The organism is Paenibacillus sp. 1-18, from assembly GCF_000520755.1.
In the GTDB taxonomy this organism is placed as follows: domain Bacteria; phylum Bacillota; class Bacilli; order Paenibacillales; family Paenibacillaceae; genus Paenibacillus; species Paenibacillus brasilensis.
On the sequence record NZ_ASSB01000320.1, the window covers coordinates 36485 to 62384 of the forward strand.

Genomic DNA, 25900 nt, shown 5'->3' on the forward strand with positions numbered 1-25900 from the left:
TTCCCGAGGATAGCTTAATCTTGTTGCCAACGCAAAAACACCTCCAAAGTTTATCCTCATATCTTACGACATGGGGATTCCCTTTGAAGGTGTTTTAATTGCAAGGAACATTGTAAGAAACATACAAACAGTGCGCACTGCATAGCGTCGGTACGCACTGTTTTTCATTGAATATGGGGCTTATTCGTAGGCGCCGATGTTAAAAGCGGCTCCCTGTACTCTAGGCTTCCCGTCAATATCCAGCGTTCCGATGATGGCACGGTCCGTGTCACCGGCATCAATTGCCTGTGACGAAGATTGAAGATGGAAATCGTCTCCCGTAGCATTCACAAATTTGGGGTCGATGAACAAAGAATGTGCATCGTTGCCGGTCCCCTTTTTATAAGCGGAGAAACCTGTATATTCCTTATCTTTCCATTTCCAATTAGCTTCCGAGCTGCCGCCGGGAGCAAAATATAAATTATAATCCACAACATTGCCGGAATTTTTGGTGTATTCATTGGAGATCAACACATCCGTGGAGCTAGCCACGAAAATATTGTTCTTGATCACGTTGTTTCGCGTATCGTACTGAACCAAAAGCTGGCCGCTTCCGTCGTCAAATGTATCGTTCTTGAACAGCGTATTGTTCACGATCTTGCAGTTTACCGTTGAGCCACGCTCCTCATTGTAACCGCCCATGGCGATGCCGGTCAGCCGGTTGTTATATATCACGTTGCTGCGGACCGTAATATTGCTGGTGGCTTTGCTGGCATGCTCGGAGGCCATTTCGATGCCAATGTCGTTGTTGTAGCTGTAGTTCTGCTCGATAATACTGTCCTTGCCGCCATCCACATAAATTCCGCCGGCCGAGTTGTCGTCTTTCTTGTAAGATGGGTTATTTCGAACAGAATTATTGTACACCCGGTTGCCCTTCACCAACCCGTTCCGCGCCTGATCGTAAGCGGTATTCGGGGCGGTTCCCTCAAAGCCGATCAGATCGATTCCGATGTTGTCGTTATCGTGAATGAGGTTGTCGGTCACCGCAAAGCCATCCACGTTGCCGTTTAAAACGAGCGATTCGCTGGAGCCCAGCACGAGATTGTACAGCTCATTGCCGCTGATCGTAAGGTCGTGAAGCGAAGCCGGAGCTTTCGTGCCGTAAACAGCGATGCCGTGGGCGTCCCGACCCAGCCGATCTTTGCCAGCCGGGGTGACCGTGTTTTTGATGTCATGGATTTTGTTGTTGGACAGATTAATGAAGCTGCCCGAACCGTGGACATAAATACCTACAGGCACAGCGTTCTTGGAAGCAGTGGTAAAATTGCGGATTTCAAACCCTTGAACGGTAACGTAATTGACATCGGCCAGTTCGATCAGCCCTTCAGTCCCGCTGACCGAAAGTCCTGTGCCGTCAATGATGACGGTCTCCGTCCCATAGCTGGTGAACACAATGGGACCCTGCGAAGCAGAGCCTGAGCGGGTGATCTTCAGTTTCTGATTGTACACGCCGCCCCGGACGTAGACCGTGCTTCCCGCGGGAGCCACGTCAGCCGCATGCTGCAGTGTCTTCCACGGTGCGTCGGTCGTTCCGGCGTTGGAGTCGCTGCCGCTCGTGGCCACATAATATTTTGTGCCGGCCGCGGAGGCGGCCCGGGGCTGCACATTTACGGCCGCCAGACCAAGCCCCAAAACCATCGCTAAACCTACCCACAAAATTCCCCCCAATTTCTTCATGATTCCATACCTCCCCTTGTTTGGACTTGTAAATTATACCATAAATTCATTGAGGCTAGTCCAACCAGATTTGCTGTAGAAAAGGAGTGAGCCGTGTATCAATCACTCTTTGATACCAGGCGTGGCGTCATAGCGAGGTAGCACATGATTTCTTTAGAACGCTTGTATTTTATTTATGGCAGCGATCCCACTGTTCGAATATGCTTTATCGAAAGTGGAGCGAGAGCGAATGAGTCTAAAACTTTATTTTCTCACGAAAAATAAAACACAGCCTGCCCCATCGGCAAACTGCGTATGTTCTTACTCCAATCAGGCTAATCCTTTACCAGCCGATTTGAAAGCATAAGCATAATAAAAGAGAATAGAATGATAACGGCTACCCAGCTCCAGGAGAGTGTCATATTCCCAGCCTCCGATGCGGTGTAGATCGCCGTAGGCAGGGTTTGAGTTTGTTCAGGAATATTACCCGCAAGCATCATTGTAGCGCCAAATTCCCCCAACCCTCGGGCAAAGCCTAGAATGTATCCTGAGATGAGCGGTCGGTAGGCAAGTGGCAACGTAATGTGGCGAAACACTTGCCACTCGTTGGCACCTTGCACACGTGCAACCTGTTCTACCTCGGGATCTACGGCTTCAAAGCCTGCTTTGATCGTCCGGTAAGCCAATGGAAAGGCAACAACCACGGCGGCCACTACTGCTGCTCCCCATGTAAACACGATTGTCTGCTGGAAAAAGCTTTCGAAGGCTATACCGATCCAGCCTTTTCTTCCCAGCACAATGAGCAAAATAAAGCCGACCACTGTGGGAGGCAAAACGAGCGGAAGAAGTAAAACCGTCTCGATCACGCTAATTCCCCTTCGCAGCTTGCAATTTGCCATCATCCGAGCCACAACGGCAGCTAACAGAAAGACAAAAATGCTGGCGACGAGTGCTACTTTAGCGGATACGATAACTGGAGGCAGGAAAGCCGACCAATCCAACGGGACCCCCTCCTTTATATATGGATTCTATTTTCCAGTCGTTGTTGAAGGAGCTGAAAACCCATCTTTACTGAACACACTCATAGCTTCATCTGTACGCAGAAAATCAAGAAACTCGCCTGCTTCCTTGCTGTGTTTAGTTGCTTTGACAATAGCTTCCGGGTATAGGATTGGTGCGTGCAATTCCTCTGGTATTTCCAGCGCAACAACAGCTTTATCGGATGATTTGGCATCCGTCAGGTACACAAGTCCAGCATCGGCGTTGCCTGTTTCAACATAGTTTAATACCTGTCTTACGTCTTTGGCGAATACCATCTTGGGCTCCAGCTTGTCCCATAGTCTGGCCTTTGTCAGTGATTCCTTGGAATACTGTCCGGCAGGAACTGTAGCAGGCTCCCCAACCGCCAGCTTCAGGAAAGAAGGGCCCGCCAAATCATTGAGCGTAATGCCTTTGTTATCCGTGCTTTTCGCCCTATCCTGCGGAACAACCACAACCAGTTTATTTTGAAGTAATACGCTATCCTTTTCTACTAAAGAAGCATCGGTCAAGGCCTTCATTTGCTTCATGCCTGCCGAAATAAATACGTCAGCGGGTGCGCCCTGTTCAATTTGTTTTTGCAATGTGCCGGATGAAGCATAGTTAAAGGTCAGCTTGATATCTGGGTGCAGCTTTCCATATTGGTCCTTGAGTGTATTCAGGCTATCTTGAAGACTGGCAGCAGCAGATACGATCAGTTCTGTTTTGGGTGCAGACGGTGTAGACTGTACAGCAGCCGGAGACGAGCAGCCAGCCAGTACCCATGCCAACAATCCAACGAGTGTGAATATGTACCCGAATTTCATTTTCAACTTGTTCTTCCCCTGTCCTGTAAATTCCGAAATGAGATGACGATCTACATCACATAAAGGTTCAAATCTATTTGGCTAACCCAAATATTTGTGATAAATAGATCTCGCCTCGGCGATGTCCTTCGTGCCATGGATTAAGAGGCGTCCATCCTGAAAAAGAACGATTCGATGCGTCCCGATAACAACGGATACCAAGTATGGATTATGCTCCACCTTGCCCCCCTGACGGGATAACAGGCGGGCCGCTTCGTTCAGATCACGTACAGCCCCCGGGGCCGGGCGAATTTGAACCGTATCTCGTCCGCACAAGACAGCCGTTTTAGCCTGATGCTCCGATTGTAAAAAGGGATACACCGGATGCTCACCACATGTCGGGCAATCGGCTTTCTTCATGGCGCTTATATGGATCGCTTGATGCTGATTGCTCCACAGATCGAAGGAAACCAGCTTGCTCTGCAAGGCTGAATCGTCCCCGGTGAGCAGCTTCAATGCCTCGCCGCTTTGGTAAGCCGCTACCATCTGTACAGCAGGGCTAATCACACCAACCGTGTCGCAGGTCGCACCGCCGAGTGGTACAGTTCCGAGCAGGCAATGCAGGCATGGTGTCTGCCCCGGCACGATGGTAAAGGTTGTCCCATAACTGCCTACGCACGCTCCGTAAATCCAGGGGATTCGGTGCTTGACCGCGTAATCGTTCATAAGCAGACGTGTCTCAAAGTTGTCGGTGGCATCTACGATAAGGTCCACCCCTGCTGCGATATCGTCGATTTCCTCTAACGATACGTCCCGGACTAGCGCACGGATGTCCACGTCCGAATTGATTTGCTGCAATCGCTTCTGAGCGGCCACCGCCTTGGGCATATGTTCACGGGCATCCACTTCGTCATAAAGCTGCTGGCGTTGCAGATTGCTCCAATCTACATAATCACGGTCTACCAGCGTCAGCCGTCCGATGCCCGCTCGCACCAGCATGTCCGCATTGGCGGTCCCCAGTGCACCAGCACCCACCATTAACACGTGCTTACTGCGGATATTTCGCTGGCCTGCCGTTCCAATTTTCGAGAATAGTTCCTGTCTGGAATAACGGGCATGAGACGCATGCGTATGCGCTTGTACATCAGCATCCGTTTTCTGGTCCTTGTTCATTTCTGACATCGTTGATTTACGCCCCCTGTCCTCGTTCTCATTCGGAAGCTATTGGGTATTATGAGGGTTCCAGCCACCCAGCTGATGCCCCTTCCACTCTGAGCCGTCCTCCCACACTTCCTTTTTCCAAATCGGTACGATTTGCTTTAACTGTTCAATGGCATAGCGGCTGGCTTCGTAGCAAGTATCGCGGTGTGCAGCAGAAACAGCAATCACCACACTGGTCTCCCCAATCCTCACTGTGCCAAGCCGATGTGTAATTGCAGTACGTGTAGACGGCCAACGCGCTGCAATTTCGTCACCAATTTGCTTCATCGTATTCATCGCCATCGGGACATACGCCTCATATTCAAGCAGCACAGTTCGCTGACCTTGCGTATATTCCCGAGTCGTCCCATTAAAGGTCAACGAGGCTCCATGAGAAGGGTCGTGCACCTTGGAGGCTACTTCATCGGCATCAATCGGGTCGTATGTGATCGCGAATAATCCACATTTGGAAATGACCGTTTCCATTCCGGGCGCCGATTGAAGAAGAGCAATGGTATCTGATGGAAGAACAAGCTCGTCTGGAGAAGCCAGCCTTTTATGGTGGGTAAAAAAAGAACCCTGTAGCTGTGAAGCCACTTCGGGATATTGCTCATACAGCCCTTTTCGAATGTCTGCAATCGTCACCGTTTCCTGTGAAAACTCCAACGTGATTACGTCACCAAGTTGCTCCGCCATAGCCGTGCATAGTTGAATACGGTACTGCATATGCATCTGGCCCCCTTTGTATCTAATCTGTCGAATTTAACCAGCCTGCAATGAAATTCTACCCTCCTGAAACCGGTGGAATGATCGCAATCTCATCATGTATGCTTACTACATCCTCCAGAGCGGCGTAGGCTTGATTTCTGGCAACAAAAGAGCTTTGCAACTGGGCGGCAGCCTCAGGGAAACGCTCAGACAACAAGCTTTTTAACGCGGTAATGGTCATCGTTTCCTGATCAGTAGGCACCGTAATCATCGGCCCTCCCAGCAGTTCCGCAAGACCTGCAAATACTTGAATATGATATTTCATTTCACATGTTCACCCCTTTTCAGGTACATATTGAGGATTTCCATATTATATTTTAGATTCAACGAGTTCATCAATCCGCCCAGGATGCGTATACACATTCAGCGAATGACTTCTTATAAAACCGACTGTAGTAATCCCCAGATCCTCAGCCAATTCAAGCGCAAGCTCAGTGGGAGCCGACTTGGACAAAACGACTTCACAGCCAATCTTCGCGACCTTCAGCAGGATTTCAGACGAAATGCGTCCACTGAATACAATAATTTTATCGTGTAATACAATATCATTTTTCAAGCAATATCCATAAATTTTATCCAGCGCATTGTGGCGGCCGATATCCATTCTCGATAGAATGATCCCGTTTTTGTCACATAATGCGGCATTATGAACCCCGCCGGTCTCCCGAAACGTTTGTGCCGAACTTTGCATTAAATTCATCAGGCGGAAGCAGTCGTCAAACGACAGCGTCACATGGGTGTCATTCATTCTTTTGGCCACTTTAGCATCATTCACAAAGTAAAAGCCCTGTCTGCTTTTCCCGCAGCAGGAAGTAATATACCGTTTGGAATGAAAGTTTTGATAAAACTCGTTCATCCGACGGGTTTTGATATGAACAAACCCTTCCTTCTCCTGAACCCAAATATCTTCGATATCATCGTACTGTTGAATGACGCCTTCAGAGGCCAAAAAACCTACTGCCATATCCTCCACATACTCCGGTGTACAAACCATGGTGGCAAATTCCTGCTGATTGATTTTGATTGTCACCGGATGCTCCGTCACCACAATGTCCTCAAAACGCTTGATTTGACCGTCGTGATAACGCAGAATCTCGCGTTTTACCTCAGCCGGCTTTTCCATGTGCTCAACTCCCTTGTTTCTGGCAGGCGCTCTTCGGTTCACCCGCCGATGTGTGACATTTCAATTTTGGACGACACTTGCTGCGTATGGGTCAACCGTTCCTCTGAGTAGCGGTCGGTACGCCCTCTCCAAATACGCTCAATGTAAGCTCTAATCTCATCATCAGACTGTTCGGAACGCAGCATCGCACGAAGCTCGTACCCTTGAGAGGCAAACAGGCACGTGTACAAGGAGCCTTCGGCAGAAATTCTCGCCCGTGTACATGTGGAGCAGAAGGCGTCCGTAACAGACGAAATAATGCCGATTTCCCCGTCTCTGTCCCGATATCTATAACGCGTCGCCACTTCGCCCGTGTATTGGGGCGGGACGGGCTCCAGCGGCATTTGCTCATGAATGGTATGAAGAATTTGCTGCTTGGAAACGACCTGATCCAATTTCCAGCCATTGGTGTTGCCTACATCCATAAACTCAACAAAACGCAAAATATGCTTTTTCCTTTGAAAATAGTCGGCCATAGGCACAATATCCTGATCATTAAAGCCCTTTTGCACGACCATGTTTATTTTCACCTGCATCCCTGCCTGAGCCGCAGCATCAATACCATCCAGCACGGCCTTTACGCTGCTTTTGCCCCCATTCATTCGGCGGAAGCGGTCATCATTAAGCGAATCCAGACTAACCGTCACTCTCGTCAGTCCAGCCTCTCGAAGTGCCGCAGCATATTTAGGCAAAAATACGCCGTTCGTCGTCATTGCAATATCTTCGACCCCTTCGAGCCCGGTTAACGAATGAATGAGCGAGGATAAGTCCTTTCTCAGCAACGGCTCACCGCCCGTGATGCGCAGCTTCGTAACGCCAAGCGAGACAAAAATACGGGAAAGGCGTGTAATTTCCTCAAAGGTTAATATTTTTTCTTTTGGCAAAAACGGATAGTCGTGCCCAAATATTTCTTCCGGCATACAATACCGACACCGAAAATTACATCGGTCTATAACGGATATTCTCAAGTCCCGTAACGGACGATTCCATTGATCGTCGCTGCGGTTTGCCATTACGTTCACCTCAATCTGTCATCGTTATAGACTTCTACAACGGATGCTTCATTCCAGAAATCTGGGCAACAGCGATCAAGCACCCTCCGCCTATGCAGTGGTGCTTGATATGAGCCTTGATTTCAGCTTAATAGCCAAAAAACCGGCATCGCAAAAACTTCTTCGCCTTTGAAACTCGAAGAATCTGCCAATGCCGGTTAATTTATCTACATCAGGATTTTACGAATCCTCCATCATGTGATATAGAAAAATCAAACTAACAAGCGCTGCGACAAATAAAATATACGCGATTACCCACGTACACTCCATTCACGAATGCTCTGCAATAGATTACACTCCTATTGTTAGCAATCCCCGAACGTTTGTCAATGACTTTTGAATTTTTCAAGCGATAATCATCCTCAATTAAAAATTTTAATAATGTACCGTTGAACTATCTTAAATTTTACGCTATAGTTACACCAGATGACATGCAGAAAATGACATATCTAAATGATGAATAGGCTATTGATATACAAACGGTGCGTGCTGCTTGTTATTAATACATACTCCCATGGCGGATTGGCCTCCAGGACTTAGAGCTTGGGTACTACTCCACCATAAACACAAGTGCTTGATCATAAGCACTTGTGTTTATGGTGGAGTTTTTTATTCCTAATTTTTAAAATTAAAATCTGAAAGGAGCCTGAACCGTGCTTGATAATACAATCAAAATTACATTAAACGGACAGGAACTGAAAGCGAAAAACAGTGCAACAATTCTTGAAATCATTAACGAAAACGACATTGCCCATCCCCAACTGTGTTATGTTCCCGAAGTTGATCCGATCCGCACTTGTGACACCTGTATCGTCGAAGTGGACGGAAAGCTGATGCGTTCCTGCTCGACACTGGCTGCGGATGGAATGAATATTCATTTACACTCGGATCGCGCGAAAGCGGCTCAAACAGAGGCCATGGACCGATTGCTGGAAAACCATCTTCTCTACTGCACGGTGTGCGATAACAACAACGGTAATTGTACTTTGCATAATACAGCAGAGCTGATGGAAATTGAACATCAAAAATATCCGTATCAACCGAAAGTCGACCCGACGGAAGTGGATATGTCCCATCCTTTTTACCGCTATGATCCCAATCAATGTATAGCATGCGGCCAGTGCGTAGAGGTATGCCAAAACCTTCAGGTCAATGAAACGCTGTCTCTGGACTGGGAAGCTGAACGTCCTCGCGTCAAATGGGATGACGGAGTCGCAATTAATGATTCCTCCTGCGTCAGCTGTGGCCAATGCGTAACGGTCTGCCCATGCAATGCCTTGATGGAGAAATCCATGCTGGGAGAAGCAGGCTTCATGAGCGGTATGAATAAGGATTTATTAAATCCGATGGTGGATCTAATCAAGGAAGTGGAGCCAGGCTATAGCGGGATATTTGCCATTTCCGAGGTGGAAGCAGCGATGCGTGAAACCCGTACGAAAAAAACGAAAACCGTCTGCACATTCTGCGGCGTAGGCTGCAGCTTTGAGGTATGGACGAAAGGCCGCAAAATTTTAAAGGTACAACCTACCTCTAAGGGGCCTGTCAACGGCATATCCACATGTGTCAAAGGGAAGTTTGGCTGGGATTTTGTGAACAGCGATGAGCGTTTGACCACACCTTTAATTCGTGAAGGGGACGAACTTGTGGAGGCAACCTGGGAAGAAGCACTGAGCCTGATGGCCAGCAAAATGGGAGCTATTAAAGAAATCTACGGCGGCAAGGCGCTCGGCTTTATTTCCTCGTCCAAATTTACCAATGAAGAAAATTATCTGATGCAAAAGCTGGCACGTCAGGTCTTCCAGACGAATAACGTCGATAACTGCTCACGATATTGCCAATCTCCTGCATCATGGGGGCTGCAATACACCGGAGGCATCGGCGGAGACAGCGGTACGATTAAAGACATTGCTCAAGCAGGCTTGGTCATACTGGTCGGTTGTGCGCCAGGAGAAGGACATCCGGTGCTGGCTACCCGCATCAAACGCGCGCATAAGCTGCATGGTCAAAAGCTGATTTCAGTGGATCTGCGCAAGCACGAAATGGCCGATCGCGCAGATCTGTTCATCCGACCGAAGCAAGGTACGGATTATGTATGGTTATCTGCTGTAGCCAAATACATCATCGACCAAAACTGGCATGATGCTAGATTCATTGAAGAACATGTAAATTTCTATCCTGAATATTTGAAATTGCTGGAGACCTTCACACTGGAATTTGCCGAACAGGAAACTGGCATTTCCAAAGAGACGCTGATTCAAGTGGCTACCATGATTCATGAAGCCGACGGCACAGCCATTTGCTGGGGCATGGGAGTGACGCAAAACATCGCAGGCTCTTACACTTCGATTGCGATTGCCAACCTGCTGCTGGTGACTGGCAACTTTATGCGTCCGGGTGCAGGCGCTTATCCACTTCGCGGACATAACAATGTTCAGGGTGCTGCTGACATGGGCACCATGCCGGACATTTTCCCAGGATATCAGCCGGTGACAAACGATGCCGTTCGTGCCAAGTTTGAAGCGGCCTACGGCGTACAAATTCCGGATCAACGCGGACTGGACAACATACAAATGCTGGAGGCCATTGAAACTGGTGAGCTCAAGGCGATGTATATCGCTGGAGAAGAGATGGCATGGGTGGATGCGGACTCCAACCACACCCAGGACATGCTGGCGAATCTGGATTTCCTGGTCGTACAGGATGTATTCCTGAGCAAGACAGCTGAATTCGCTGATGTCATTTTGCCAGCCGTACCTTCACTGGAAAAAGACGGAACCTTCACCAATACCGAACGTCGTGTACAGCGATTGTACGAGGCGCTTCGCCCTGTAGGAGACAGCAAACCGGATTGGTGGATTTTCAGCCAATTCGCCAAGCATATGGGCTTTGATTGGGATTATAGCCATCCGAGTGAAATTTTTGCGGAAATGGCGTCGCTGACCCCATTCTTCTCCCAATGTAATTATGATGTATTGGAAGGCTGGAACAGCTTTCACTGGGGATCACCAGATGGCGGCAATACACCGCTGCTGCATACCAATGGATTTAATTTTCCGGATAAAAAAGCGCGTTTGGGGCTTTTCGAATATGTACCCCCGAAACAGTACCCGACTGAATACGATCTGACCTTAAATAACGGTCGACTGCTTGAGCAATTCCATGAAGGAAATATGACAACCAAATCAGCAGGTATCCAGCTCAAGCTACCCAAAGTATTCGTGGAGGTGTCACCCGAATTGGCTGAGGAGCGCGGAGTCAAGAACGGATCGCTCGTTCGATTGGAATCGCCATATGGCGCGGTCAAGCTGCGTGTTCTGGTCACGGATCGGGTACAGGGAACTGAAATTTATGTACCTATGCACTCCACCAGCCATGATGGAGCTGTAAATCTGCTAACCGGCGGAGCATTCGACGTGATTACCCGCACACCTGCCTATAAACAAGCCAAGGTTCGGATGGAAATTTTGGAGGCAGACGGTCAAAATCCGCTACCGCGTATCAATCCACGTTACAAAAAACGGCATCCGCAAGATGGGGTTGAAGTGGACCGTAAGTGGAATCGTCCCGGTTACGTCGATTTGGTGGATCAAAAATAAGGAGGTCGGACCCATGGCTAAGCCTATTTCAATTGTGAGAAAACGTGTTTTGACAACAGAAGAACGACAAAAGCAATCGCTGGATCAGCTTACTGCTGATCTGGCGGACAACGGGGCGGCATTGCAGAAGACGCTCGAAATTGTACGTGAGCTGCACGACAGCGGTCTTCTCGAAGCAGCACAGTCTATGCTAAAAGCCAAAGAAAGCATCGCCAAAATCGCTGTGGGACAAGCGACACGCAAGCCTGTAACGAATATCATCAACAATCTGATGAGTGCTGCTGGAATGCTGTCCGAGGTAGACCCCGAGCTGATGAACAAGCTGGCAAGCTGCGTGACTTCAGGACTGAACGAAGCCGAAGGGCATCTACAGCAGAACAAAAAGACTCGGCTGCGCGATCTTATGAAGGCACTAAATGACCCGGATGTAAACCGGGCGATGGGCTTTGGCATTCATTTTCTTAAAGGAATGGGAAAAGGATTATCCAATAAATAGCTAATATAGCATGTAGCTGAAGCGACCAGAGAATTAATGGCTGGATAGTTATTGACAGGGAACATCTTAGTATAAGGTATAAAGAGCTGGCTCCGAAAACGGGGTCAGCTCTTTTATTTATTTTTTGTCTACCTGCAACAGCGTCACCGTTTTCAGAGAAACAGCATCCTTTATTTGCTCCTCGGCGATGACCTTCAGTTTAAGCAAGCTGGTAAGCTTCGCAGTATCCGGCTTGGAAAACAAGCGCCATAGCTGTGGATCAGGTAGTGCATCATACAGCTTGGTGTGATCATATTCCTTACGATGCTGCTGCACAACCTTGACCCGGTAGCTGCCAATTTCCCAATCTGCCACTCCCTGTTGGGCGCAATGATTTGTAATGTCATTACGCAGATCACTCAGCTCGCCTTCAATTTCTTTTTGCTTCTGCTTTAACTGATAGTAGCGACGTACCTTGTTTTCCAAATCCATCACGCTCCTCTGCTTACATATGTATGTTTGCAGGAGCGTTTTAGGACAAGTTTTGTGATGCAAGGAAATGTAGTCTATCCGCAAAAGCATTTCCCGGGTAATGGAAACTTTATTTAGGTACGTTCGCACCCGGATTTACAGGCCCTGAGCCTGGGATTCGCCCTTGCGCTTCATATAATTAGCCCAATAAGCCGTCAGAATAGGCACCAAAATGGAAGTCACAATCACCGAAGCCGCAACTAATGCCGTTGCTGATTGCGCCACAGGCAGAAACTCAGGCTTGATGCTGGCGACAATAACCGGGTTAGCTACCGCTGCACCTGCCGTACTGGAGGCTGCAATTCCTGCTGTACCATTGCCGCCGCCGATATATTTATCCGCCAGAATCAGTGGAATACCTGTAATAATAATGACAAAGATACCCAAAAAAATACCAAGCACGCCTGTTTGGACAATGACACTCAGGTCAATGGAGCAGCCAAGTGCAAAGCCGAAAAATGGAATGAGGGCCTGCGTTGCGTTACCAAAATATTTGCGAAAATCGTGATCCAGATTATTTAATGCAAATCCGACCAAAAATGGTAATACCGCGCCGACAAATGTCTGCGGCTCAAAAACGGCCAATCCGGTACTGCCCAAAATCGTCACCAATGGGCCTGATTCCAGGGACATCAGCACGAATGCTCCTGCCTCTTCCTTGGAGCCATATTGCTGCATAATCGAGGCGTACAGCCCGCCGTTCGTCATATCCATGGCGGAAATCAGCGCCAGCACGGACAAACCAGCAAACAACCCGCTTTCCACACCACCCACAGGCAGCAGTCTGGACGCAATGATCGCCACCACCCAGGCGACTGCGATTTTAGTCAATACGAGCGTGCCTGATTTACGCAATACCGTACCCGTTGCCCGCACATCAATGGAAGCACCCATACAAAAAAAACACACGGCCAAAATCGTTACTGTCCCCGTCATCACCCCCTTGGTAAAAGATCCAAAGTAGTCTCCTGCCCATGGAGTGAACGTATGAAATAGTGCGCCGATAAACAGCGGCACCAGCATTATGCCCCCTGGAATTTTATCAATATTTTGTTTAATTTTCATAACTTCGTTCAGCCCTTTCGTTTTTGCCAATGCAAAAACAAGACCGGTTTACTTGCGGCTCAAGCCGAGATCGGGAATCAGTTTTGCGAAGGTATCATGGCTCTCCTTCAGCTGCCGTGCGAATGCCTCTGCATCCTTGACACGCAATCCTAATCCATGCTTACGCATTTCCTCCCTGAACTCCTCGTCCTTCGTGCCCTTGATCAGTGCATCTGCTAGCGTTCGGGCAATTTCATCCGGTGTTTCCTTGGGTACAGCCAGCCCCCTCCAAGTGCCAATAAAATGTACACGCAGCCCAGTGGCCTGCTGTAGGGTCGGCACATTTGGAAACGCTTCCGAAATGGTGTCTGCCTGGATCGCCAGTATGCGAAGCTTCCCTTGGTCCACATATGTTTTCACTTCTGCGGGACTAACGGGTACAGCATCCACGAAGCCGCTCATCAAAGCAGAAACAGCTGGACCCGCTCCTTCATAAGGGATGTGAGTGAAGCGGACTCCGCTTTTCTGCTCCAGCATAGCGGCAGCGAGGTGCCAGATGCTCCCTGTGCCTGCATTGCCCATTTTCAGCTTACCGGGATGGGCCCCTGCATCCTCCAGAAATGCCTCCGCTGTCTTCCATGGCGCATCCGCCCTGACCGTAATAGCAGAAGGGTCCATATTGGTTTGAAGCAGCGGCTTAAAGCGCTCATAGGTGAGCGGCAGCAGCCCCAAATGGGGTAACGTCGTCAGCTCCGCAACCAGATACGTTACGGTGTAGCCATCCGCCTGCGCCTCGGCCCCCTCCATCAGCCCAACGGAGCCGCCGCCGCCTGTCCGGTTAACGACAATGATCGGCTGACCGAGATGCTTTTCAGCGGCCTTTGCCAGCGCTCTAGCAGTAATATCTATACCGCCCCCCGCCGCATAAGGAACAACAAGCGTAATGGGCTTCGCAGGAAATGTACTGCTGTGATCCAGCAGGGTACGGTGATCCACATATTCACTGATACTCAAGGCAGAAAGCATAGCTACTCCTGCCGCAACCAACACATATTTTTGCAATGACTTTTTCTTCATTACGTGCCCTCTTTTCCAAAAAATAGACCGGGCCCAACATAGACCCGCTTTCCCCCCCAACGTTTTCGGCATGTTTTTCGCTTACATGAAGCCAATGTACCGCAACGTGGAGGGCCACAGCTATCGCTTAATCTTCGTATTTATCTTCTAAAACACCAGCATATTGACCTTTTGGTCGATCTGCATATTCATTGGAACATTTGCTGATTTCCCGAAATTTTCCCGGGGTCACCTGTTTATGCTTGCGGAATACACGAATAAAGCTGTTCTCATTCCGATACCCGACCTGATCTGCAATTTCACTATTTTTTCAGCTGGGTTTCGCACAGTAATGTACATGCTTTTTTCATACGTAGTCCAGTCAAATAGTCGTAAACGGTGCTCCCCGTCTCTTCCTTGAACATGCTGCTTACCGAAGACACGCTCATGCGAACGTGATCCGCAATCTCCTGAAGCCCTATGTTTACATGCAGGTGATGCTCCATATAATCAATCATCTCTTGCACACGTACAAAATCCTTGGATCGTCTGCGACCATTCCATTTTTCTTCCATATTCGTCAGAATGTTGACCAGCAATGCCTCAATGTCTTGAAGATCCTGCGTCAGAATCTGATTCCAATGGTAATCGGCAAGCTTGTCCGGCGGTGTCACACTTTGGGCCGCACACCATTTTAGTAAATCTTCCAGCAATTCATGGACAGACAGGTAAACTTGGACTGGGTCTATCCTGTGAAGACGAAGTTCTTCTACCCATTGGCCCATCAACTTGGCACTTGCACCCGGTGCCTGTGACTCCAGAGCACGAATCATTTCAATACGCCGATCGTCCAGCATCGTTGAATCCTGAGCCTGCTTCTTGGGTAGCACATCCGCTGTGTTATCCTTTTCTACGCATATGTTGCAATCCATATTTGGATATGAACGTCCATATCCCTCATACAAACGCAAGTTAAGGGCCTCTTTTCCTTTTATAAAGGACTCCCGCGCCTCTTGAATGTTTCTGACTACATGACCAACTCCAATAGAAATTGTCAAAGGAAGATGCTCACCGACAACCTGAATTAGCCTAGCTACACTTTTGTAAAGCACAATGCCCTCTTGGACAGCAGCCTCCGTACCAGCTTCGTATGCCCTCTCGCTGAATTGTAGCAGCACAACAAAGCCACTCTCCTCATCCGGGGCGCTTACCGCTTTCCAGTAAGGCTCCAGCGTCTCCAGCAAGATATTGTTCAGCGCATACTTAAGCAGCATTTTATCCTCTTCTGGAAAACTTGCGGCCCACGTGGGCAGCTCTGGCAGGCTTCGCTCTACCACCAGTGATTTGCGGTGGAACTCTACAACCAGCTTGCTAATCACAGGTTCCAGGTCGTACAACCCTCCTTGGCGCGTTCCTTTATGGCCCGAATTTAGCAGGCTATTAATCTTTTTCATGGGGCGAAAAGCCGCATAATTTGTAATAATAGACCGCTGAGCACCCAGCCAGTATAGAGATAAAGGCCAGCCACAGCATCATATTGCGAGCCAGCTTTACATTTTTTAGCAGCTTGTCCATAGGAACGAGTGATACCAAGCGCCAGCCCGTTACATCAGAAAAGGTCTGGTTCGCCATATATTCCATGCTCCCTATCTCTACATAAGCATATGGACTCACGTCCAGTTCTTTCAAAACCCCCTCCATTTCCTTTAAGGGTACAGACGATCTCAGCTTGGGATAGATCAGTTCCCCTTCCAGGTCATACACGTATTGCGAGTTCGATAAATGAATATAAAGTTTAGAGAAAAAACGGTCGTAATCCAGATTGATCAGTACCGCACCGATCACCTGTCCATCCTCTACTATGGGCCTGGCGAGCGAAAGCAACTCTACGGTTCCATGCTGGGGGTCGGTGCCATACCACCTCCGCTTAATCAGCAACGGTTTTCTGTGAATGTCCTGAATCCAGGGGACCCAAGTGGTATCTGGTGCCTGTTTCCAATCAGGCAAGAAGCCGTAACTGCTGGATACGAGAGCATGATTCTCCAATGAGATCACCTCAACTGAATCAAATCTCTTCGTGTGAAGAAAGGGCTTTCAAGTATTTGTGAAGCCGTTTGATAATGGAGGCATGATTGGATACCGATTTTCCATCTGCCTGGACACGAGCGAAGGCCTCCACATCAGGATGATAAGCCGCATCAAGTGCCATGTTATCAGACTCACGAAACGCACGATTGGTCACATCCAGATTAATTTGCAGCAGTTCTATATTAGGTGTGTTCAACTCGGTATCCAAGCCTTCACGATATCTTGAATAGGATAGCAGGCCAATCCCGCTGATTACGAGCGAAACGCATAGAGTAAGCACCAGAATCAGTCTTGTCTGTTTATTTTTCAGCATTAGTCGTAGCTTAAGTCGCAGCATTCCCGTAACTTCATCCTTCCGGGCTTCCTTCTTGTCTTGCTCAGGATATAGATGTAATAACAAGCTCTAATTAAATCTATTTGACACCAGATAGGGAATTCCCTGCTTCTGTAAAATGGAACTTCAGAGAAACCACTCCTTAAAATCAAAAAAAGAAGAAGTCCTCCTTGGCAAGGGTAGACTTCTTCTTTTCAACTGCCTATATTCATTGTTTAACAAAAACTCAGACAATCCCCCACTGATCAGCTCGTCTTCTCCATCTGGAAACGATCCAGCTCGCGCTGCATCTCCTCACGAATCTGACGAAGCTCTTTCACCTTCTCAGCCGATTCCTCAAAGGAACGTTTCTGTTCCACCGTGGATGCCGTAATTTCTTCACTTCCTGCGGCAGACTGCTGAGTGATAGCACTCATATTTTCAATAGCTTGCTGCACCTGTACGCTTAGTTCTCGCGAAACATTCATATCTGTCGATAGCTTTCTGACTTGGCCAGCAATTTGCTGCACTTTGCCGCTAATCTCTGTGAATGATTCTCCGGTAGAGGAGGTTGCCTTCTCCTGCTCACGGAACAGCTCCTGACTTTGCGCCACAGAAGTCTTCACCTTATTCATGGCCTGCATAATACGCTCAACAGCGGTATAAATTTGCTTGACAGCGGACTCCGATTGATTTGCCAATTTTTTCACTTCATTGGCTACGACGGCAAAGCCTTTTCCCGCTTCACCTGCACGCGCGGCCTCAATGGAAGCATTCAAGGACAGCAACGACGTCTGGCTGGCAATTTCAGATACGTAGCCGGTCATGGTTGTAATCTCGGCTGCATTGGCCTCCAACTCCTTGACCGTTTGTTCCACCTCAGCCATCGCTGAACGATCTTCCACAACGATGCGCAGTTGATCGTTCATGACCTGCGTACCCTGCTCAATGGCACGCAACGCATCCTCACTATACGTAGTCGACTGCGTCGTCTCCAGCAGATTGGCCTCGAATTTCTGCTGCATCTCGTCCACAACGCCAACCGTCGTCGACAGATCCTCGGCAATTTTCTGGCTGCCTATCGCCATCTCCTCTGTTGACGTGCTGACTTGGGTCACAATTTCCTTCATCGCTTCATTATGCTGGTCAATATCCCGAGCCATTAGATCAACACGATTACCCGCCTGGTCAATGGAAAGGACGATGTTACGCAAGTTGCCAATCATGACCCGGAACGATTCGTTCAGATCATCCAGTTCATCGCGTCCCTTCGTTTGGGCGATTTGCACAGTCAAATTCCCCTCGGCAATTTGCTTCGCAGCATCCGTTAACCTGCGGGTTCTGAGGGCAAGCTGCCTGGAGGTATATGTATTATATAGCCCGACCGCCACCATAAGAAGAACTGCACCTGCCAAGGCCAATTGCCAGGTAAAACGTATGCTCTTGGTCAAGTCCTCTGTGTATTCGTCATATCGTGCCTTGGTCAGCAGGTCCAGCATAAACACATCGTTTTGAATCCCTTGTACACGCATGGCCTCCCGCTTGGACTCTGGGCTGTTCTGAGTGTTCATTGCTTTTTCCGTTGCTGCCTTCAGCTCGCTGAATTTAGTTTTAATCGTATTCAAACGCTTTTGCTGCGCTTCGGTCTGCATCATGTCCTGTGAAAGCACAGCAATCGTTTTTTTCAGACTGAGTCAGTTGGTTTAGCACATCGGCTTTATTGCTCTCAGAAATGGTTGAAGAATAATTTTGTAAGGCCTGCCCCGACTGAATCAAATAAGCATTAAGCTGCTGGACATTCAACATAGCCGGAACAAGATTACTACTTTGTGAGTTAATACGGATTAGTTCGAAAATAATATATGCCACTAAAGCTAGGCAAGCAATCAGAGAAACCATCGCGTTCAACACCAGTTTACCTTGCAGTTTCATCAGCATTCATCCTCCGTTTGCAAAAATTATTGGGTAGGTACAGTAAGTGTGCCGGACTTGATTTTTTCCCTCAAATCCTCCAACAACTTTTGCTGGTCCGGATTCAGTGTCACGATACGAATGGGCGCCAAACCTATGCCTTCTTCCGCAAGACCGAACACCATATTCTTGTCCGTAAATTTTCTTTGATGATCTGCAAAGCTTTTAACTGTCTTATATATCGCAACGTCCACATTTTTTATCATTGAGGTAACTACCGCCTTTTCCGCAATAAAAAACTGATCGCTGTCGACCCCGATAGCAAATTTTTGCTGTTTTTGTGCCTCCTGAAGCGCACCTACACCTGTAAGCCCTGCTGCTGTATAAATAATATCAATCCGATCCTGATTGATCATATCACGTGCAATTTCCGTGCCTAGCTCTGGCTTCCCGAAATCTCCCGCATATGTAGCAGTGACATTGGCATCAGGCTTCACCGACTGGACCCCGGCGCGATATCCAGCCTCAAACTTTTTCAGCAACGGAGACTCCACGCCTCCGATAAAGCCTACCTGTTCCGTGCGACTCGTCAAACCTGCAACGACTCCGGCCATAAAGCTGCCTTCTTCTTCTTTAAAGGTGATGGAGGCCACATTCGGTAAATCCGATTTTTCATCCACGATTAAAAATTTACGGTCTGGATATTTTTTGGCTGCGGTCTCCAGACTGTCTTTCACCATGTAACCCAATCCAATGATCAAATCAGCTTTTTCTTGTGCAAGCTGTTCAAAAGCAGCATCATACGTCTTGGTCTCAGATATTTCCCGGTATTCAAAAACGATTTTCCCTTCATCCCGAGCCTTGATCAAGCCTCGAAAAGCAGCATCACTGTAAGATTGGTCGCCCAGACCAATGTCTGACAGTACGATCCCTACCTTAATAGGCTGGGCCTTGGTTTGTGCTGCCGATTGCCCACATGCACCCAGCAGTAATGCAAAAATGATGACCATGGGAATCCACCTAAAAGTTAATAATACAGCTCGCTTCTTCATGACAATCACCTCAGCATAATTTGGAAATCCCCAACAATTTTATATCGGTTGTAATAGCATATTTTTCCATGATAATTTCTGTAAATTCAGTTCTTCTATTTTATTAATGTGAAAATAAAAGAACTGATCACCAGGCTTGAACAACATCGCCTAACAATCAGTTCCCAAATCTATTTGGTTTTACTCCATTTGGAGGCAATCACTTCAGTTTTACTTTCTATTAGATCCATGACGTCCTCGCGGCGTTTCGTCTTGAACAAATCAATCATGTCCACCAAATCGTTGCGATCTAATAATTTGACTCCGTTCACAGCAGCAAGTGTTTTACAGGAATCCGTATAACGCCCGGAGGTAATCACGACAGACTTGTCTGCCGCATAATAACGCATGGAGGTGTAAATTTCCTGCACCGCGCCTAATCCTACCGGATGTTGTATGCCATAGCGCTTGGCCTGGATTACCACTCTGGCGCCTTCACGGTCTGTAAAAACCAAATCCGCTCCAAAATCCCGGCTGCCAGTTGTTTTATAGATGTCCTTATAACCAAGGGCCGATAGTAGCCGCTGCAAATAAAGCTCAAATTCCGAGCCGTCCTCCATACGATCAATGTCCTGAATTCCGATTTTACGTGGGTCCAGATCGCGTAAAATCCGATTCCGGCGCCCCCGTATGACTCCCCTAATGATAAGTGCAAGCAATACGAGGACTACAATGAGTCCTATCCCTAATTCCTTGTATGCGGATAATTGCTCCAGCAACATTCCTCTTCCCCTTTTCTACAATAAAACATGCAGCCGCATAATCCCTAACTGCTAAGTCCTTGGTGTTACGCCTGGTTCACATGTTAGCATCATAAAAGCCCCGCCAGATTCGACGGGGCCTATCTTCGTCTTGCCTCAAAGCTGTCTAAACTCTATCTCCGCAAAATTATTCACGCTTCAGTAAAGACTCTCCAGCGATCCCGGGCTGAGTCATTTGATATGGGTCCAAAATAATGTCCAGTTCTTCCTCGGTCAGAACATTATACAGCAAACATAGTTCACGTACCGATTTTCCTGTCGTAATTGCCTCACGTGCGATACGGGATACAACCTCATATCCAAGATGAGGATTAAGTGCTGTAATAATACCTACGCTGTTCTCCACATATTCACGGCAACGTTCTACATTGGCTTCAATTCCATCCACACAATGAACGCGGAAGACGTTGAAGCCCTGCTTCATAATTTCCAGCGATTGCAGCAGGTTATAGACAAGCACAGGCTCCATTACATTCAGCTCCAGCTGCCCTGCCTCAGAAGCCAAACAAATGGTATGGTCATTTCCAATGACCTGAAAAGCAATTTGGTTAATGACCTCACACATCACCGGATTGACCTTGCCTGGCATAATGGATGATCCCGGCTGACGAGCGGGCAGGCTCAGCTCTCCGAGACCAGCACGCGGCCCAGAGGCCATCAGGCGAATGTCATTTGCCACCTTGGACATGTTCATCATACAAATTTTCAACGCAGCAGATACTTCGGTGTAGGCATCCGTATTTTGTGTTGCATCCACGAGATTCTCGTCAGCTTCCAGAGGGAAGCCGCTGATCTCTGCCAGCACCTCAGCAACACGCTGAATATAACGGCGGTCTGCGTTCAAACCAGTACCGACCGCAGTCGCCCCCATATTAATCGTCAGCAGATGCTGCTTGGTCGCACGGACGCGTCCGATATCACGGCCCAGCACGCGCGCATAGGCTTGAAACTCCTGTCCCAGGCGAATCGGCACCGCATCCTGCAAGTGGGTTCGACCCATTTTAATCACACTGTCAAATTCCTTCGCCTTACGGGAAAACGCTTCTTGAAGCTCACTCATGGTGACCAGCAACTTGTCAATCATACTTAATACAGCCAAATGGACTGCCGTAGGAAAAGCATCGTTCGTCGATTGCGCCATGTTGACATGGTTATTCGGACTGATCTCCAGATACTCTCCACGCTGCTTGCCAATAAGCTCCAGCGCCCGGTTTGCAATCACTTCATTTGCATTCATATTAATAGACGTACCTGCGCCGCCCTGAATCGGATCGACGATGAAATGGTCATGCAACTGCCCTTGAATAATTTCGTCAGCTGCCTGGATGATGGCCTCAGCTTTGGGGCGATGCAAGCGGGTCAATTCCATATTTACCGTTGCTGCTCCCTTTTTGACGATCGCCATGGCCTTAATTAACTCAGGATGCAACCGTTGGCCTGTAATTGGAAAATTTTCTTTTGCCCTCAGCGTTTGTACACCATAATAAGCGTCTGACGGCACTTCCTTAGTACCTAAAAAATCATGCTCCAGCCTCATATTCTTCGATTCCTCCGCTGTGTGTGCTACGATCTTCAATCCAGACCAGCCAAATTGACATAAAGAGACCTTGGGATAGTCCCTCACTTCATTATACGTTCCCATTCCCGTGCTTTTCCAGTCGAATAAACGCGGAAAAAGATTAGACAATCCTATGACAAGTTATGATTACCTGTATATCCTATGATTATTCGGCAAATACTTAGCAATGACCGGGAGGCTTATTCAGTGGCTTATAATAATAGCGAGTGGCATGCAGCTGACCATCAGCCGACCTGGCATAACCCGGAATCACGCCCGCTTCTATAAAACCGATAGACTCATATAGTCGATTGGAAGGATCACCTACCCGCGTATCCAGCACCAGTAACGTTCTATCCTGACGCAGTGCCTCTTCTTCCGCCGCTTTCATTAACTGTCGCCCAATCCCAAGCCTGCGCCCGGACGGATGCACCATAAGCTTTGCAATTTCTGCACGATGAATACCGTTGGCTTTCTGAGCCAAGTGAAGCTGAACCGTGCCAACAGGTACTCCGTCCTTCTCGGCAATCCATAGAACCACACCATCCTCAAGCACGCTATTCCAATAAGCAGCTGCTTCCGTATAGGACAGTGGCGGCAAAAAGCCTATAGAGGCACCATCTGCTACCACGTCAATTAACAAGCGAGCCAGTGTATCTGCCAGTTCTTCGTTCAGAGCTTGAATAGGACGAACTATTATTTGTTTGGGCACTATGATTCCCCCATATGGAGTCGATGGCATATAAAAAAGAAAGTAAACCATCCTCTTTACGATAGCTTACTTTTTTTCCATGGTTTTTCTTTTACTTCATTATTACTTTCGCTACTGTTTTGTTTACTGCTCTGCCATATAAAAGAGCTCCCACAGATGACCATCTAAGTCCTGAAAGCTCCATCCGTACATAAATCCGTGATCTTGAGGTTCGTTCGAAGGCTTGCCCCCCGCTTCCAAAGCCCTGTGAACAATCTCATCCACCTTTGCTCGACTCTCCACCGCTAAAGCAATAATCGCTTCCGTGCTTTGGGTTGCATCTGAGATTTCTTTTGTAGTAAAGGCTTTAAAGCGCTCTTCAACCAGCAGCATAACAAAGATATGCTCACTAACCACCATACAGGTTGCATGTTCATCAGTGAACTGAGCGTTAAATTCAAATCCAATTGCAGTAAAAAAATCAATGGAATGCTGCAGATTTTTAACTGGTAAATTCACAAAAATTTGTTTGGCTGTTACTCCCACGACATTTCACCTCTTCATTTATCATAAATTCTATTTTTTAAACATTACCTCTCAACAAAAGATAACTTAACTATCGTATAAAGTCAATCAATCTTACATTTATATCATCTATTGCTGCCACTTCAGCTTATCCAGGGTCCGAGATAATACAGCTGCCGCTTCTGCCCTTGTTGCGGATGCAGTCGGAGCAAGACAGCCTTTTTCGTCTCCCTTCATGATGCCTAATCCAGACAAGGTTTTCACAGCCGGAGCCGACCACGCAGAAATCGTTTGAGTATCGGGTAATGACACGGATATACTTCCTGTTGCTGTATCTTCAATATTTCCGGCGAAGCGCAGGGCTCGCTCTACGATCACAGCCAGTTCTTTTCTTGATACTGGAGTATCAGGTCGAAAGCTTCCGTCGGCATAGCCATTAATCAGCCCAACAGCAGCTGCGGTCCGTACCGCATCCGCATACCACGCTTCCGATTGAACATCGTTAAAGCTCACCACTGTGCGATCTGAACGCTCCAGCCCAAGCATACGCACCAGCATCGCAGCCAGCTCTGAACGCCTCACCCGACCTTCAGGATCAAAGCGTACGTTCGTCAGGTCCATTTCATTTGTCTTATTTGCCGTGTATGCTGCTGGAACAGCCCCCGCCACAACCAGACGAGTTGCTAGTCGTGTAATGTCCTGCTGTGCCCAGTGACCAGATATATCACTGAACGATTTATCTTCCCCAAAAGCACCTCCATCCAGCACAGCGTAAGTCCCCCCCCGAACGTCCGTACACGCTTATTTCCTCACCCGAAACGTGAAAAGGAACTGGGTGATAAGACAACTGGGTGCCTTGGTTGGTCAATATCTTCACTACAGCAAGCCAGCTTGCATCGGCTCCTACAGGAACACGTAACAGATAGCGTTCATATCCATTACCCGAGTCTACTACATTACCTGTCAACAACTGTTTGCGCCCATCCTCGCTGCTCAGTTCAGCCGCGATATCTACAGCCTGTAACAGCTTGCGCCCTACCGGAATAGCCCGCCGATTAGCCAGTTCTTCATTCGGAGCGATGGCAAAGCTCAAGGTCATTTGCTTTACAGGCACCTGCCAGGTGTCAGCCAGCTTTTGAAGAGACAAGCGACCTGTTGCTACTTCATAGCCACCCTGCGGCGTCTCCAATCGAAGGCTGCGAATGTGTTCGTTCAGAATGGCCTCCAAGGCTTCCCCGTTTAGATTAACCTCGTACGCCTTGGCATCCGATTGCTCTCCTGCACGGATTACAAGTGTCCCCTTCGCTCCGTTTTGATTTGCGTTGTGTATGTCAGCAGCCACTACTTGAGCGACTGCCCTTTTCTGTGCATTTTGCTCGGCTCCACTCACTACAGTCTTGACGTGCAACACATTTGAATCTGATACGCCGCTTCCCTTCTGGTCGCTAATGGCAGTCTGACTCTGTCCATTCAGGGTTCCATTCGCACTACCGCTACTGCTGTTACCAGTATTGGGGTTATTCCTGTTCTCCTGCTGTTCCTCGTCATGATCGTCATTGCGGCCGCCACCACCATCTTTTGATGGTTGGTCCGTTTGGCGTGGCAACTCGATTTGTGCAACCAATGGATCATGATCGCTCACTCGCCCATCCGACGCACTAAAATCGGCATTGATATGAACGATATCCGGCACGGATGTTTGACTCAAGGACACGCTGACCAGCATGTGATCCAGTGTCTGTGAATTGCCTTCATAAATATAGGAGTATCGTTCTTTTTCATCCAGCTTGTCTATCAGGTTAGTCAGTTCCTGTCCTCGCAGTAAAGACAATGTTTCCGAGAATTGGAAATCATTCAAATCCCCAAGCACCACAACATTAGCCTTAGGGTTTACTTGCAATATCGACTTCACAAAGCCGTTTACAATCGCTGCAATCTTTGCCCGCTGGATTTCGCTGCTTCGCACAGGCGGCTGTGCCCCTCCGAATGGTGCCTGATCGCCCCCTTTGGAGTTAAAATGGTTAGCGACCACGATCACCTGCTGGCCTGCAAACTCAAATTCAGCAGCCAGCGGCTTCCGAGAACCATCAAATGATGCATTCAGCGGATCAATCCGACCCGGATTGGGAGAAAGCCCCTGTGCACCGTAGGTGACAGACGTGACTGAATCTCCCTTAGGCTTATCCGTCAGCGTGATACGCTGCGGGTTATAGAGAAAGCCGACGCGGATATTGCCGCCGGGATCGCCGCCATCCTTATTATTTTCAGGGGCAATATCCGTAAAGGCGTATTCTGGTCCTCCATGAGCACGAATCGACTCTATAAGCACGCGGAAGCTTTCAGAAGCGTCTGTCGTGCCATCATCCTTCTCACCGTTATTGTCCTGAACTTCCAGCAGCCCTATGATATCTGGATGATTCAAATTCACGGCGATAGCCTGCCCAAGCTGATCAATCCGTTGTCCATCACCAGGATCGAAGTTTTCCACATTGAACGAAGCGACTGTCAGCTTGCGATCATCCTGCATCAGACGTGTGCTTGCTGGCTGGGGGCCAGCCGG

Annotated in this window: 20 protein-coding genes and 2 pseudogenes; 2 read left to right on the forward strand and 20 right to left on the reverse strand. The window is 48.2% G+C overall.

The features are described 5' to 3' along the window. Positions 1-180 precede the first annotated feature (180 nt). The 8 genes from L693_RS0120550 to moaA form a co-directional block, all read right to left on the reverse strand. Entirely contained in the window at positions 181-1716 is a 1536-nt protein-coding gene (locus L693_RS0120550) for a right-handed parallel beta-helix repeat-containing protein (RefSeq protein ID WP_025719549.1), read from the reverse strand. A 314-nt stretch (positions 1717-2030) separates the two neighbouring features. Further along, the gene (gene modB, locus L693_RS0120555) at positions 2031-2696 is read right to left on the reverse strand and encodes a molybdate ABC transporter permease subunit (protein ID WP_025719550.1); all 666 of its coding nucleotides are present in this window, start codon (positions 2694-2696) and stop codon (positions 2031-2033) included. A 27-nt stretch (positions 2697-2723) separates the two neighbouring features. After that, positions 2724-3545: a molybdate ABC transporter substrate-binding protein gene (modA, locus tag L693_RS0120560; RefSeq protein ID WP_025719552.1), complete on the reverse strand. Its 822-nt coding sequence runs from the start codon at positions 3543-3545 to the stop codon at positions 2724-2726. A gap of 75 nt (positions 3546-3620) precedes the next feature. Further along, positions 3621-4700 carry a thiazole biosynthesis adenylyltransferase ThiF gene (locus L693_RS0120565; RefSeq protein WP_025719553.1) on the reverse strand — a complete coding sequence of 360 codons (1080 nt, stop codon included), beginning with the start codon at positions 4698-4700 and terminating at the stop codon, positions 3621-3623. 39 nt (positions 4701-4739) lie between these two features. Further along, positions 4740-5444 carry a molybdenum cofactor biosynthesis protein MoaE gene (locus L693_RS0120570; protein ID WP_025719554.1) on the reverse strand — a complete coding sequence of 235 codons (705 nt, stop codon included), beginning with the start codon at positions 5442-5444 and terminating at the stop codon, positions 4740-4742. Between the two features lie 58 nt (positions 5445-5502). Beyond that, a complete protein-coding gene (locus L693_RS0120575) occupies positions 5503-5751 on the reverse strand; it encodes a MoaD/ThiS family protein (RefSeq protein ID WP_025719556.1) in 249 nt (82 codons plus the stop codon). Positions 5752-5796: 45 nt separating this feature from the next. After that, the gene (gene fdhD / locus L693_RS0120580) at positions 5797-6609 is read right to left on the reverse strand and encodes a formate dehydrogenase accessory sulfurtransferase FdhD (RefSeq protein ID WP_025719557.1); all 813 of its coding nucleotides are present in this window, start codon (positions 6607-6609) and stop codon (positions 5797-5799) included. 38 nt (positions 6610-6647) lie between these two features. Then, positions 6648-7661 (reverse strand): GTP 3',8-cyclase MoaA, encoded by a 1014-nt coding sequence (moaA, locus tag L693_RS0120585; protein ID WP_025719558.1) that lies wholly within the window; start codon positions 7659-7661, stop codon positions 6648-6650. Between the two features lie 692 nt (positions 7662-8353). On the opposite strand from moaA, the gene fdhF reads away from it, so the two are divergent. Further along, positions 8354-11296 carry a formate dehydrogenase subunit alpha gene (fdhF, locus tag L693_RS0120590; protein WP_025719560.1) on the forward strand — a complete coding sequence of 981 codons (2943 nt, stop codon included), beginning with the start codon at positions 8354-8356 and terminating at the stop codon, positions 11294-11296. Between the two features lie 13 nt (positions 11297-11309). Continuing rightward, entirely contained in the window at positions 11310-11792 is a 483-nt protein-coding gene (locus L693_RS0120595) for a DUF1641 domain-containing protein (RefSeq protein WP_025719561.1), read from the forward strand. 117 nt (positions 11793-11909) lie between these two features. Here the strand turns inward: L693_RS0120595 and L693_RS0120600 are convergent, their stop codons facing one another. From L693_RS0120600 to L693_RS28385, 12 genes and pseudogenes are all read right to left on the reverse strand, one after another. Beyond that, positions 11910-12263: a hypothetical protein gene (locus tag L693_RS0120600; RefSeq protein ID WP_025719563.1), complete on the reverse strand. Its 354-nt coding sequence runs from the start codon at positions 12261-12263 to the stop codon at positions 11910-11912. 135 nt (positions 12264-12398) lie between these two features. Then, positions 12399-13367: a 2-keto-3-deoxygluconate transporter gene (gene kdgT / locus L693_RS0120605; RefSeq protein WP_025719565.1), complete on the reverse strand. Its 969-nt coding sequence runs from the start codon at positions 13365-13367 to the stop codon at positions 12399-12401. Between the two features lie 48 nt (positions 13368-13415). Continuing rightward, positions 13416-14423, reverse strand: coding sequence for a tripartite tricarboxylate transporter substrate binding protein (locus tag L693_RS0120610; protein WP_025719566.1), 1008 nt, complete (start codon positions 14421-14423; stop codon positions 13416-13418). Positions 14424-14550: 127 nt separating this feature from the next. Continuing rightward, a pseudogene (locus L693_RS0120615) lies at positions 14551-16827 on the reverse strand (AraC family transcriptional regulator). Between the two features lie 242 nt (positions 16828-17069). Beyond that, positions 17070-18735 (reverse strand): annotated as a pseudogene (locus tag L693_RS0120620) (methyl-accepting chemotaxis protein). Positions 18736-18761: 26 nt separating this feature from the next. Next, positions 18762-19766 carry a BMP family lipoprotein gene (locus tag L693_RS0120625; protein ID WP_025719568.1) on the reverse strand — a complete coding sequence of 335 codons (1005 nt, stop codon included), beginning with the start codon at positions 19764-19766 and terminating at the stop codon, positions 18762-18764. 170 nt (positions 19767-19936) lie between these two features. Continuing rightward, positions 19937-20527 carry a restriction endonuclease gene (locus L693_RS0120630; protein WP_025719570.1) on the reverse strand — a complete coding sequence of 197 codons (591 nt, stop codon included), beginning with the start codon at positions 20525-20527 and terminating at the stop codon, positions 19937-19939. 166 nt (positions 20528-20693) lie between these two features. Further along, positions 20694-22103 carry an aspartate ammonia-lyase gene (gene aspA, locus L693_RS0120635; protein WP_025719571.1) on the reverse strand — a complete coding sequence of 470 codons (1410 nt, stop codon included), beginning with the start codon at positions 22101-22103 and terminating at the stop codon, positions 20694-20696. Positions 22104-22305: 202 nt separating this feature from the next. Then, the gene (locus tag L693_RS0120640) at positions 22306-22866 is read right to left on the reverse strand and encodes a GNAT family N-acetyltransferase (protein WP_049825238.1); all 561 of its coding nucleotides are present in this window, start codon (positions 22864-22866) and stop codon (positions 22306-22308) included. A gap of 93 nt (positions 22867-22959) precedes the next feature. Then, positions 22960-23361, reverse strand: coding sequence for a VOC family protein (locus L693_RS0120645; RefSeq protein ID WP_025719576.1), 402 nt, complete (start codon positions 23359-23361; stop codon positions 22960-22962). A 108-nt stretch (positions 23362-23469) separates the two neighbouring features. Continuing rightward, on the reverse strand, positions 23470-24108 hold the full coding sequence (locus L693_RS0120650; protein ID WP_025719577.1) for an S-layer homology domain-containing protein: 639 nt from the start codon (positions 24106-24108) through the stop codon (positions 23470-23472). Beyond that, positions 24077-25900: endonuclease/exonuclease/phosphatase family protein (locus L693_RS28385; protein ID WP_331281097.1), on the reverse strand; the 1824-nt coding region annotated here is incomplete at its 5' end. The genes L693_RS0120650 and L693_RS28385, both read right to left, overlap by 32 nt.

Bases quoted from the DNA above. Each gene is read 5' to 3' on its own strand.
- fdhD (WP_025719557.1), bottom strand. From the start codon at position 6,609: ATGGAAAAGCCGGCTGAGGTAAAACGCGAGATTCTGCGTTATCACGAC.
- L693_RS0120570 (WP_025719554.1), bottom strand. From the start codon at position 5,444: ATGCAGTACCGTATTCAACTATGCACGGCTATGGCGGAGCAACTTGGT.
- L693_RS0120565 (WP_025719553.1), bottom strand. From the start codon at position 4,700: ATGTCAGAAATGAACAAGGACCAGAAAACGGATGCTGATGTACAAGCG.
- L693_RS0120640 (WP_049825238.1), bottom strand. From the start codon at position 22,866: ATGCCATCGACTCCATATGGGGGAATCATAGTGCCCAAACAAATAATA.
- aspA (WP_025719571.1), bottom strand. From the start codon at position 22,103: ATGAGGCTGGAGCATGATTTTTTAGGTACTAAGGAAGTGCCGTCAGAC.
- L693_RS0120625 (WP_025719568.1), bottom strand. From the start codon at position 19,766: ATGAAGAAGCGAGCTGTATTATTAACTTTTAGGTGGATTCCCATGGTC.
- moaA (WP_025719558.1), bottom strand. From the start codon at position 7,661: ATGGCAAACCGCAGCGACGATCAATGGAATCGTCCGTTACGGGACTTG.
- L693_RS0120575 (WP_025719556.1), bottom strand. From the start codon at position 5,751: ATGAAATATCATATTCAAGTATTTGCAGGTCTTGCGGAACTGCTGGGA.
- L693_RS0120610 (WP_025719566.1), bottom strand. From the start codon at position 14,423: ATGAAGAAAAAGTCATTGCAAAAATATGTGTTGGTTGCGGCAGGAGTA.
- kdgT (WP_025719565.1), bottom strand. From the start codon at position 13,367: ATGAAAATTAAACAAAATATTGATAAAATTCCAGGGGGCATAATGCTG.
- L693_RS0120600 (WP_025719563.1), bottom strand. From the start codon at position 12,263: ATGGATTTGGAAAACAAGGTACGTCGCTACTATCAGTTAAAGCAGAAG.
- L693_RS0120550 (WP_025719549.1), bottom strand. From the start codon at position 1,716: ATGAAGAAATTGGGGGGAATTTTGTGGGTAGGTTTAGCGATGGTTTTG.
- L693_RS0120630 (WP_025719570.1), bottom strand. From the start codon at position 20,527: ATGTTGCTGGAGCAATTATCCGCATACAAGGAATTAGGGATAGGACTC.
- L693_RS0120595 (WP_025719561.1), top strand. From the start codon at position 11,310: ATGGCTAAGCCTATTTCAATTGTGAGAAAACGTGTTTTGACAACAGAA.